This window comes from Falsihalocynthiibacter sp. CO-5D18, assembly GCF_041205445.1.
In the GTDB taxonomy this organism is placed as follows: domain Bacteria; phylum Pseudomonadota; class Alphaproteobacteria; order Rhodobacterales; family Rhodobacteraceae; genus Falsihalocynthiibacter; species Falsihalocynthiibacter arcticus.
The window spans coordinates 1-240 of sequence record NZ_JBGFCF010000129.1; the positions used below are offsets into that span (position 1 = coordinate 1).

The window sequence follows — 240 nt, forward strand, 5'->3', positions numbered from 1 at the left end:
CGGCCCGCGGCATGTGAAACGTCGCAAACTGAGGCCTGACACATGACCGTACCCGATCACATGTACAAACTGTTGAAAGAATCTCTTGCATTGAACGGGGCATCCACACATGGGAGGGAGATCTCATCGGAGGGTCCAAAAATAGCTACATTGCAACTCTCGTCGAACGTCATTCTCGGTACGTCATGTTGGTCAAAGTCGCCAACAAGGATACCGAAAGTGTCGTCACGGGGCTGATTA

At 51.2% G+C, this 240-nt stretch carries 1 pseudogene; it reads left to right on the forward strand.

Annotated elements, in window-relative coordinates:
• Window positions 1-110: 110 nt before the first annotated feature.
• A pseudogene (locus tag AB9F27_RS22215) lies at window positions 111-240 on the forward strand (IS30 family transposase); the annotation flags it as partial.